General features: G+C 70.2%; 8 protein-coding genes and 1 pseudogene. 2 read left to right on the top strand and 7 right to left on the bottom strand.

Annotated elements, in window-relative coordinates:
- Positions 1-1,087: 1,087 nt before the first annotated feature.
- Both AB0J02_RS29095 and AB0J02_RS29090 read left to right on the top strand, forming a co-directional pair.
- Positions 1,088-1,402 (top strand): STAS domain-containing protein, encoded by a 315-nt coding sequence (locus AB0J02_RS29095; protein ID WP_363196751.1) that lies wholly within the window; start codon positions 1,088-1,090, stop codon positions 1,400-1,402.
- Between the two features lie 436 nt (positions 1,403-1,838).
- The gene (locus tag AB0J02_RS29090) at positions 1,839-3,503 is read left to right on the top strand and encodes a protein kinase (RefSeq protein WP_363196750.1); all 1,665 of its coding nucleotides are present in this window, start codon (positions 1,839-1,841) and stop codon (positions 3,501-3,503) included.
- Here the strand turns inward: AB0J02_RS29090 and AB0J02_RS29085 are convergent.
- From AB0J02_RS29085 to AB0J02_RS29055, 7 genes and pseudogenes are all read right to left on the bottom strand, one after another.
- A complete protein-coding gene (locus tag AB0J02_RS29085) occupies positions 3,463-3,846 on the bottom strand; it encodes a hypothetical protein (RefSeq protein ID WP_363196749.1) in 384 nt (127 codons plus the stop codon). The two genes, AB0J02_RS29090 and AB0J02_RS29085, sit on opposite strands and share 41 nt — an antisense overlap.
- A gap of 355 nt (positions 3,847-4,201) precedes the next feature.
- The gene (locus tag AB0J02_RS29080) at positions 4,202-5,725 is read right to left on the bottom strand and encodes an aldehyde dehydrogenase family protein (RefSeq protein ID WP_363196748.1); all 1,524 of its coding nucleotides are present in this window, start codon (positions 5,723-5,725) and stop codon (positions 4,202-4,204) included.
- A 76-nt stretch (positions 5,726-5,801) separates the two neighbouring features.
- Positions 5,802-7,073, bottom strand: coding sequence for a GAF domain-containing protein (locus tag AB0J02_RS29075; RefSeq protein WP_363196747.1), 1,272 nt, complete (start codon positions 7,071-7,073; stop codon positions 5,802-5,804).
- Between the two features lie 111 nt (positions 7,074-7,184).
- On the bottom strand, positions 7,185-7,799 hold the full coding sequence (locus AB0J02_RS29070; protein ID WP_363196746.1) for an N-acetylmuramoyl-L-alanine amidase: 615 nt from the start codon (positions 7,797-7,799) through the stop codon (positions 7,185-7,187).
- Between the two features lie 57 nt (positions 7,800-7,856).
- The gene (locus AB0J02_RS29065; RefSeq protein WP_363196745.1) at positions 7,857-8,879 is read right to left on the bottom strand and encodes an acetamidase/formamidase family protein; all 1,023 of its coding nucleotides are present in this window, start codon (positions 8,877-8,879) and stop codon (positions 7,857-7,859) included.
- A 251-nt stretch (positions 8,880-9,130) separates the two neighbouring features.
- Positions 9,131-10,324 (bottom strand): ROK family transcriptional regulator, encoded by a 1,194-nt coding sequence (locus tag AB0J02_RS29060; protein ID WP_363196744.1) that lies wholly within the window; start codon positions 10,322-10,324, stop codon positions 9,131-9,133.
- Between the two features lie 4 nt (positions 10,325-10,328).
- Positions 10,329-10,685, bottom strand: a pseudogene (locus tag AB0J02_RS29055) (hypothetical protein); the annotation flags it as partial.

The raw sequence follows: 10,685 nt of genomic DNA, 5'->3' as shown, positions 1-10,685 counted from the left end.
ACACCGCAACCCTCCGCGACGCCCGCGGACACCGCCTGGACCGCGAGTCCTGGGGCCGTCACCACCGCTGAGTCCGCCGCGTAAGCCGCAACCTGTTCAACCTGTGCAGCCCCGCCCGTCACCGGTGCGGGGCTGCCTCTTGGGTACGCCGCGGGCGTCCCGTACTGTCGCCACCGCGCAGCGGAGCACAGCCTGCAGTCGAAGAAGAGACCTGGCACGGTGCAGCGCAAGGCGCACCGGGGGCAATGTCGCGGTGCGCGTACCGCCGATGAAATCGCCGCAGTGGCGATGGGATGTGCGGGCCAGGCGTATTGGTGATGGCCGACCAGGCGCACGCGCGCGGGTCACTCAGGAGATCGCCGTCGATCTCACCTGGGTTCAGTACCCTCCCAACAGCGCGTCGGAGCCCTTGGCCGCCCCTTCGCGCAGCCTCTGCCCACCCCACTACCCGTGTGCGGCATCCGAGCCCGAACTCAGACTCGACGTGCGGATCGCGAGGGTTTGGAGGGAGGGGTCGACCTCAGTCGCATACCCGGTCGGAAGTGCCGGAATTCCGCGTCGCCCGATCGCGGCGTCGCGACGGGGGAAGAACTGTCACCTCGCGTTCAGCTAGTGACAGGTGAACAATTGAGACGGCCACACCAGAAAAAGTGCCCTTAATACCAGATTCGCCGATTACGGCACGATCGCCGCTCGACTGTTCTATGGTCAAGGAACAGCCTCCCCCGCATCAGTCAGATGCCGGCGATAGAGGTTCTTTTCCGCAGTAGAGCGAGCCTGCGGATCGCGAACGCCGGGCCCCGCATCCACTCCCGCGGATGTCGTTGCGGCCCGGACCGTCCCTCGGAGCAGTCTGACGCCGGATCAGCCCATGCCCCCGGCGGCTTGGAGGGAGTGCTCCGCGGTGCCACAGGGGGTCGCGTCGCACAGGGCACGAGGCCGCCGCATCCGAAGCGGCGGCCTCCGCCATGACACCCGACGTGCGGTTCCTTCGTCCTCGCGTTGTTCGTGCCTGTGGTGCAACACGCAAGGAAAGAGCACCCCGATCAACAACGAATGGCCCGTTCCCAAGAACGCCTGTCGCATCGTGCGCCTGCACGGAGAACTAGACATCGCGTCCTTCCCCGACCTCACCCTCCTGCTACGAGGCATCAGCGCCGAGGAACGAGACGCCTGGACCATCGTCGACCTACGGCCGGTCACGTTCATGGACTCCACTGCGATCCGCGAACTGCGCACCGCCCTGGACAACTGTCACCGAGTGGGCCACGGACTGCGCCTGGTCTACGACCAGCCTTTCATCAGCCGCCTGCTGGCCCTCCACGGTGCGACAGGACAGTTCCCGCGCTACGCCAGCACCGACGACGCCTGGGCAGGACGCAAGGCACTCCCGAAGCACTGATCCGCACCCTCAGGAGATCTACCACCACATGTAAGGACCACAGCGATTTGCCCAGCTGATGATCCCGGCGGATCGCTGAGTACGACTCGACCTTCGACTTCGAGTCAACTACCAGGCCCGCAGCGAAACACACCATGTGTTATTCAGTGTCCGATCCGGCATCGCCACTGTTTACTGCTGCATCCGCGAGGCGATCGACGCCTTGGCCGTGCTCGCGCCGACGCTCGACGAGTGGTAGTGACAGCGCGCACTCTGCTGATCGCTTCCTCGTAGTGGTGGAGGGTGGCACGTGGATCGGCGTTCTCCCACCGTAGGCGCCGGAGGTTGTCTTCGGCTCGCTCGACGTCTCGCGCAACGCAACGGATGCTCCGTGAGCGACCGAGCTGCGGGTAACGACGGTCCTCGGTCACACGTGTTGGTGTGTATGTTCTCCCGTGTGCGCTATGAGGAACAGCAGTTGATCGTGGACCGGTACCGCCTGGAGGAGCAGCTCGGCCGAGGGGGGATGGGTACCGTCTGGCGGGCATGGGACGAATTGCTGCAGCGCATGGTCGCGGTCAAGGAACTGCACCTGCCGGGCGACGGCACCGAGCACGCGGAACTCCTGTCACGCGTCTTGAGGGAAGCACGGGCGATCGCACGTGTCTCACATCCCCACGTGATCGAAATCTTCGATCTCGTCGACCACGCCGGTCTGTTGTGGATCGTCATGGGGTACGTGGACGGGCTGTCTCTCGCCGACCACCTTGCCACCGCCGGGCGAATACCCCCGCACCAGGTCGCCAAGATCGGTCGTGAGGTGGTGTCCGCGCTCGACGCCGTGCACGCTGTCGGAGCGCTGCACCGAGACGTCAAGCCCGCCAACATTCTGCTGCGCCGTGACGGCAGCGCAGTGCTCACGGACTTCGGCATCGCGGCACTGCGGGAGGGAAGCGTCCACACAGCGGCGGGCGGAGTCCTCGGCTCGGCGGAGTACATGGCTCCGGAGCGGCTGCACAGCCGGCCTGCCGGTCCTGCCAGTGACCTGTTCAGCCTGGGCGCCACTCTGTGTACGTTGCTTGACGGGCAGTCACCTTTCGCCCGCGACAACGCCGCCGCGACGCTGCACGCCGTCGCCTTCGAACCGCCCGAGCTCGCGCTTCCCGCTTCTCCCCTGCGCGATGTACTGACGGGGCTCCTGGAGAAGGAGCCTGAGAGACGCCCCACAGCCGAGCAGGTCGTCCGTGCGCTGGACTCCGTCGCGGTGAGCGAGCCGCTGTCGCCGACTCTGCGCCAGCCGCGCAGTGAACTGCGTCGACGGCGCAGGACCTCTCCGCGTTGGGGGGCCGTTGCCCTCGTGCTGTGCGTCGTGGTCGCGGGCGGCATCACTGCCTACAAGGTGGGAGGCGGGCCGTCCGGCGACGAGCAGGCAGGTGTGTCTGCGGCGCAGGTGGATGCCGTCATGGCCGCTCCGGATGGGGCCGGGCGGTACTGGCTGTTTTCCGGTGACCGGTACACCAAGGTGCGGGTGGAAGACGGCAAGGGCAGCCGGCTCTCAAAGGCAGCCGCACTGACCGGATGGGAGAAGAGCTTCGGTGGACTGCCACGCTTCACCCAGGGGATCGACGCCGTCATGCAGACCCCCGACGACAAGAACCGGTATTGGGTCTTCTCCGGCGACCAGTACGTCCTCATCGAAGTTGCCAACGGCGGCCGGGCGGGAGGACGCCTGTCCGGACCTGAATCACTGAAATCGTGGAAGAGCTTCGGTGATCTGCCCAACTTCTCTCACCGCATAGATGCCGTGATGCAGAGTCCGGACAACGCCAACCACTACTGGCTGTTCTCCGGCAACCAGTACATCGTGGTCGCAGTCTCCGAGGCCACCCACACCGATACCTTGCTGGCTGGTCCCAGTCCTTTGAAGAACTGGAAGAAGAGCTTCGGCGGCCTCCCGCGGTTCTCCCAACGTATAGACGCCACTCTCCAGGACCCGGCGGACGTCCACCGCTACTGGGTTTTCTCCGGCGATCAGTACATCACCATTGAGGTCGCCGAAGGGCGGCGGGCGCAGGGCAGGATCAGCGGGCCGGAAAAGCTCGAGGAATGGATGGTCGTGTGACCGGCGCCATCCCGCAGTAGCCGATGTGGCGCCTGAGCGAGGTTGGCGGAAATCGGAGGGCCGGTGGCGCACCGTATTTGTCGGGGGCGTCGGACTGCGTCGCGAGCCCGGTCCGTGCTCGTTCCACGGCCTGGACGAAGCCGTAGACCACTTTGTGATCGAAGCTCGCCATCTTGCGGCTACCGAGCACCGGGAACACGTGATGCTCCAAGAGCGAGTCGAGGCGTCGAACGGACCCGGCCGCCAGGTGACGCTGGTTCACCCTCCACTCCTGCGCGTACTCCTCGAAGCTCTCACGGAACCGGCCTCGAGACTGGCCGAGCGGCCCTATGATCTGCGCCACGCCGGGATCTCCTTCTGGCTGTACTTCTGCGTGGATCCGGCTGAGTATGCGCGCCGGGCGGGGCGGAGTATTGAGGTCCTCTTGCGCCACTACGCGAAGTCTCTGGACGGTGTGCAGGAGCAAGCGAACCGCCTCATCGAGCAATCGACGCAGGAGTGGGACCGCGTCAGCCAGGGCGCGGAGTCTGCGGGGCGAGAAGTGGATTCTGGTCCGTGACTGGTCCGGAAGAGCTGGTCTGAGTTGGGATAGCTGTGGGAGATATCGGGGGCCCTCGCAAAGCGCCTCGATGTCGACCGCCTTGTAAGTAGGGCGCCTGACGGCTAAAAGCCCAGATCAGGCGCCCACTTTTGTGGCCCTAGAAGAACCCGAGCTTCTTCGCCGAGTACGAGACCAGAAGGTTCTTCGTCTGCTGGTAGTGCTCCAGCATCATCTTGTGGTTCTCCCGCCCGATCCCCGACTGCTTGTACCCGCCGAACGCCGCGTGCGCTGGATATGCGTGGTAACAGTTCGTCCATACGCGGCCCGCCTGGATCGAACGGCCCGCGCGGTAGGCCGTGTTCATGTCGCGGGTCCAGACGCCGGCGCCGAGGCCGTACAGCGTGTCGTTGGCGATTTTGATCGCGTCGTCGAAGTCGGTGAACGAGGCCACCGAGACGACCGGGCCGAAGATCTCCTCCTGGAAGATGCGCATGCGGTTGGAGCCCTCGAAGATGGTGGGCTGGACGTAGTAGCCGCCCGCCAACTCACCCTCGTACTCGATGCGTTGGCCGCCGGTGAGGACCTTCGCGCCCTCCTGCTGGCCGATGTCCAGGTACGAGAGGATCTTCTGGAGCTGGTCGTTGGAGGCCTGGGCGCCGATCATCGTGTCGGTGTCGAGCGGGTGGCCGGGCCTGATGGCCTCGGTGCGGGCGATCGCCGCTTCGAGGAACTCGTTGTAGTGGCCCTGCTGGATGAGTGCGCGGGACGGGCAGGTGCAGACCTCGCCCTGGTTGAGGGCGAACATCGTGAAGCCCTCGAGGGCCTTGTCCCGGAAGTCGTCGTCCTTGGCCCACACGTCGTCGAAGAAGAGGTTCGGCGACTTGCCGCCGAGTTCGAGGGTGACCGGCTTGATGTTCTCGGACGCGTACTGCATGATCAGCCGGCCCGTCGTGGTCTCGCCCGTGAACGCGACCTTCGCCACGCGGGAGCTGGAGGCCAGCGGCTTGCCCGCCTCGACGCCGAAGCCGTTGACGATGTTGACGACGCCCGGCGGGATCAGGTCCGCGACGAGGCTCATCCAGAAGTGGATCGACGCGGGCGTCTGCTCGGCCGGTTTGATGACGACCGCGTTGCCCGCGGCGAGCGCCGGGGCCAGCTTCCACGTCGCCATGAGGATCGGGAAGTTCCACGGGATGATCTGCGCGACGACGCCGAGCGGCTCGTGGAAGTGGTAGGCGACGGTGTCGTCGTCGAGCTCCGAGAGGCTGCCCTCCTGGGCGCGGAGGGCGCCCGCGAAGTAGCGGAAGTGGTCGATCGCGAGGGGGATGTCGGCGGCGAGGGTCTCGCGGACCGGCTTGCCGTTCTCCCAGCTCTCGGCGACCGCGAGCTGTTCGAGGTTCTGCTCCATCCGGTCGGCGATCTTCAGGAGGACATCGGCGCGGGCGCCGGCGGAGGTGCGGCCCCAGGCGGGCGCGGCGGCGTGTGCGGCGTCCAGGGCGCGCTCGACGTCCTCGGCGGTGCCGCGCGCGATCTCGGTGAACGGCCGCCCGTCGACCGGGCTCGGGTTCTCGAAGTACTGACCGCGGGCGGGCGGCACGTACGCGCCGCCGATGAAGTGGTCGTAGCGGGCCTGGTAGGAGACGACGGAGCCCTCGGTGCCGGGCGCGGTGTAACGGGTCATCTTGGCTGGCCTCCCGTGCGGGCTGCCCGCCGTTGGGCAGCCGTCGTCCCGGAGGCTAGGAACCGGAACGTTGCAGCTACGTTGCGTACGGGTCGTCCGGGGCCCGCTGCTCCTCGTCCAGCGCGGCCAGCCGGGCCAGGACCGGCGGGGTCGGCCTGACCGCCGCCAGCGCCTGCCACACGGCCAGGTCGTCCTCGCCCCACGGGGCGTGTGCCCAGTCCGTGAGCAGGTCCGGGTCGCCGCGCGCGATGAGCGCCGCCCGCAGCCCGTCGGCGAGCCCGCGTCGCATACGGGCCACCGCCGGGGCCTGGGAGGCAGGCAGCAGCGGACCCTGGTAAGCGGACGCCGCGGCCGTCACCGCGCCCGAGCCGAGACGCCGCTCGACCGTCGCCAGGTCCGAGTCGACCGGCACGGCGAGGCGATAGGGGCGCGAGGTCAGGACGTCGGGGCCCAACACCCGGCGCAGGCGCGCCAGTTCGGCCCGGAGCGTCACCGGTGTGACCGACTCGTCCTCGTACAGGAAGCACAGCAGTTCGTCGCCGGTCAGGCCCTCCGGATGGCGGGAGAGGAGCACGAGCAGCTCGCTGTGGCGGCGGCTGAGGCGGATCTTGTGGCCGCCTCCGGTGAGCAGCAACGCCTCGTCGCGGCCGAGCACGCTCAGGCGCAGGCCGGGGCCGGCCGCCGCCGGGGGCGTGAGCAGCGCGAGCTGGGACTCCGCCGCGCGGGCCACCGCCTGTACGAACGCGAGGCTGTGCGGATGCGCGAGCCCGTCCCCGCCGGTGATGTCGACCGCGCCGAGCAGCCGGCCCGAGCGCGGGTCGTGCACCGGGGCCGCCGCGCAGGTCCACGGCTGGACGCTGCGGATGAAGTGCTCGGCGGCGAACACCTGGACCGGACGGTCCACGGCGACCGCCGTACCCGGCGCGTTCGTCCCCATCGCCGACTCCGACCAGCGGGCGCCCGGCACGAAGTTCATGCCGCCCGCCCGCCGCCGGGTGGCCGGATGCCCCTCGACCCACAGCAGTCGGCCGTGCGCGTCGCACACGGCGAGGAGATGCTCCCCGTCCGTCGCGAACGTGCCCATCAGCTCACGGAACAGCGGCATCACCCGGGACAGCGGATGCTCCGCGCGGTACGCCCCGAGATCGCCGTCGGTCAGCTCCACCGACGCGGCGGAGTCCGGGTCGACGTGCGCGCCCGCCGAACGGCGCCAGGAATCGGCGACCACCGGGCGCACCGGGCGGGCGACGGTGCCCGCCGCGGTGAACCGGTCATGGGCGCGGCGCAGCACCCGGACCCGCTCGGAGGGATCGGCACCCGGCTCCAGGGCCACCCAGGGATCGGTCAACTCGGCCTCCAGGACGGCGATGCGGTCAGGACATCGTCGCCCCGCGGGCGCGCGTCGACAAGGCGCCGGGCACGGATCACCCGAGGTGGCACATGCCGCGGGACAAGAGGGTCAGGCGAAGTTCACCATCCTGATGTAGCGCGACCAGTCCCAGTAAGGGCCCGGATCGGTGTGGTCGGTCCCGGGCACCTCGACGTGGCCGATGATGTGGTCGCGGTCCATCGGAATGCCGTACCGCGCGCAGACCGAGGCGGTCAGGGCCGCCGACTGCTCGTACATCGCGTCGGTGAAGTACTCGGGCCGGTCGACCCAGCCCTCGTGCTCGATGCCGATGCTGCGCGTGTTGTAGTCCCAGTTGCCCGCGTGCCAGGCGACGTTCTTCTCGCGTACGCACTGCGCGACGTGCCCGTCGGCCGAGCGTACGAGGTAGTGGATGGAGACCTGTTTGTCGGGGTTCTGGAAGATCTTCACGGCGTCGGCGTACGTCTCCTGCGTGACATGGATGATCACGTAGTCGATCGGATACGACGAAGGACGGTTGGCCGCCGTGTAGTTGGAGGTGCTCGCGGGGACGGACTGGGCCGGCGGATAGTCGACGGCCTGCGCCTGGGCGCCGGCCCGGACCGCGGGCAGCAGCGCACCGGGCACCGCGGCAGCGGCGGCCAGCGCCCCGGCCTGCAGGAGACGGCGGCGGCTGGGGTGGGGGAGGTCTCTTGCTCGGTCCATGACGATCCTGCCTCTCGGATGACTCGGACGGTGGGGGGAACCGGCGGCGCCGAAGGTTCAGCGCCCGGGACGCGGCAGCGTCGCCGCGATCTCACGCAGCCGCGCGTGCACTCCGCGGTGCGTCTCGCGCGCCGGCAGCCACTCCTTGCGGAGCTTGGCGGCGCACGTGCAATTGGTGTCGCACACGTTCGCCAGCGGTGACTCCCCGGTCTTCGTGGCGAACTGGTAGGCGTCCAACTCGCCGAACCCGTAGTCCCGTACGAGCCATCGCACCAGGTCGAGCTGGGATATCCGGAACGCGTCCTCCAGCGGGCGCGCCGATCCTGTCGAGATGACGTGCGTGTCCGACTCGATGCGCGGCCACGGTGTCGCCACACCCTTGAGCAGCTCCACCACGACGACGGTCCGCATCGCGCACTCCACGGCGACCCCGCACGTCTCGCCCTCGCCCTGCCGCGCGTGCCCGTCGCCCAGGCTCAGCAGTGCGCCCTCGACGTTCACACCGAGGTAGCAGGTGACGCCCGCCCGCATCTCGGGCGTGTCCATGTTCCCGCCGTGCGCGTCGGGCACCAGCGCCGAGCGCACCTCCAGGCCGGCCGGCGCGACGCCGACCGTGCCGTGCAACGGGTCCATCGGCAGCTCCGCCGTGAACTCGCTGTACCGTGCGGCGAATCGGGCGGTGCGCCGGTCGCGGTCGAGCTCCCAGATCCACACCGTCTCGGGCAGGGGCGGCTGGAGCGAGGCGGTGGTGTGCGTGGACGTCAGCGCGCCGAACAGCGGCACCGTCGTGGACGCGGCCCGGTCCCGGGCGGGCTCCACCGACGCGAAGTGCACCGCGACCGTGTCGCCCGGCTGGGCGCCCTCGATGTGGAAGGAGCCCGTCTGGGGGTTGAGGTACGGGAACTCGCACACCTGGGACACGAGGTCCTTCTCCGAGCGGACCCGGCCCGCGAAGCAGTCCTCGGTGAACAGGTCCGGGACCGTGCCCGGAGCGATCCGCGCAATCGGCGGCGCACCCCCGAACGTCCAGGCGTACGTGCCGGGTTCGGGCCGGACGGTGAGCACCCTGGGGTCGGTCATGTCGGCTGAACTCCGCTCCGTGGACAGCGGCGAACGTTCTGGGGCAGAACCCGACGCCGCCACCCGTCGGAGGGACGGGAGCGGCGCCTCGCCTGAAGTACGGTACGGGGCCCGCGGGTTGCGGCGGAAGGGGGCGCGGTGCACCTGTGGACAACGCGTCCGATGTGAACAACTGCACGTCAGAGGTCCGAACCACTGGCGGCGACCGTCGAGATCGGGCCGCCGCGGGGTGGTGGTTGCGGGACGGCGGTTCAGGCCGCTTGCGCCACACCCATCGGATCGTCGAGCACCGTCCGCACCACGGAGTGCGCGGCGCCGAGCAGCGGGCCGTCCGAGCCGAACCGGGAGACGGCGACCCCGTCCGCCGGCGTCGCCGTGCGCCGCGTCAACTCCCGCTCCAGGGAAGGCAGCAGCCACGGCGCGAGACGCGAGAGCGCGCCGCCCAGCACCACGGCGCGCGGGTCGAGCAGATTCACCGCCCCGGTCAGCGCGATGCCCAGCGCGGTCCCGGCGCCGCGCAGCGCACGCCGGGTGTCCGTGTCGCCCGCCGCGGCCCGCTCGGCCAGCAGTGACACCCGGTCCGCGCCCGGCTCGACGCCCGCCGCGCGCAGCACCGCCTCCTCGCCCGCGTACTGCTCCAGACAGCCGCGCCCGCCGCACGGGCAGGCCGGGCCGTCGGGACGTACCGGCACATGCCCGAGCTCGCCCGCGAACCCCCGGGTGCCGCGCAGCAGTCGACCGTCGACGACGAGGGCGGCGCCGATACCGATCTCCGCCGACACATGCAGGAAGTCCGCCGGGGAATCCGCGGCGAGCCAGAGTTCGGCGAGCGCGCCGAAGTTCGCCTCGTTGTCGACCCGCAGCGGCACCTCGCACGGCAGGAGCGCGGCCACGTCCGTGTCGTGCCAGTCCAGGTTCGGGGCGCGGACGACGGTGTGGGTGCCGCGCGCCACGAGACCGGGCACCGCGACGGCGAGCCCCGCCGGTCGCAGCCCCGCGGCCGCCGCCTCCTCGGTCACCTGCCGGACCAGCGCCGCGAGATCACCGAGCACGGGGCGCGGCGCACGCCCCCGGTTGCCGACCCGCAGCTCTGCGCGGGCGCGCACCTCGCCGCGGAGATCCACCGCGCACACCGCGAGATGGTCGACGCCCACCTCGGCGCCGAGCCCGGCGGGGCCCCGGCCGCTGACCGCGAGCGCGGAGCCGGGGCGGCCCACACCGCCGGGCCGCTGCGGCCCCAGCTCCTCCAGCAGACCGACCCGGATCAACTCGTCGACCAGCGTGGAGACCGCCGCCCGGGTCAGCCCGATGCGGCCCGCCACCGAGGCCCGGGACAGCGGCCCCTCGGCGGCGACCGCGTGCATCACGCGGGACAGGTTGCGGCGGCGCATGCCCTGCTGGGTGTCGGGCGTCCCCGGCCTGGGCCGGTGCAATGGTGCGGTCATGCGCTCATGTTCCCAGGGTGCGCGGCGGGCGCCGCGCCCAGGTCCGGCGTGCGCGGCCCGGCGTGCACGGCCCGGCCGCGCGCCCGGCCACCGAAGCGGCCAGGGTCGCGGCCGCTCCGGCGGCGGCGCCGGGCTCGACCGGAGTCATGGCCGTTCCGGCAGCGGTGCCGGGCACGACCGGGGTCATGGCCGTTCCGGCAGCGGTGCCGGGCACGACCGGGGTCATAGCCCCTACGGCAGCGGTGCCGGTCCCGACCCGGGTCACGGCCGCTCCAGTGGCGCCGCGCCCGCCTGGGGCCGCGTCCGCTGCCGTGCTCGCCAGGGTCATGGTCGCTGCCGCGCTCGCCCGGGTTACGGTCGC

Source organism: Streptomyces sp. NPDC050264 (assembly GCF_040655895.1).
In the GTDB taxonomy this organism is placed as follows: domain Bacteria; phylum Actinomycetota; class Actinomycetes; order Streptomycetales; family Streptomycetaceae; genus Streptomyces.
This window is presented reverse-complemented; position numbering and strand designations above follow the sequence as displayed.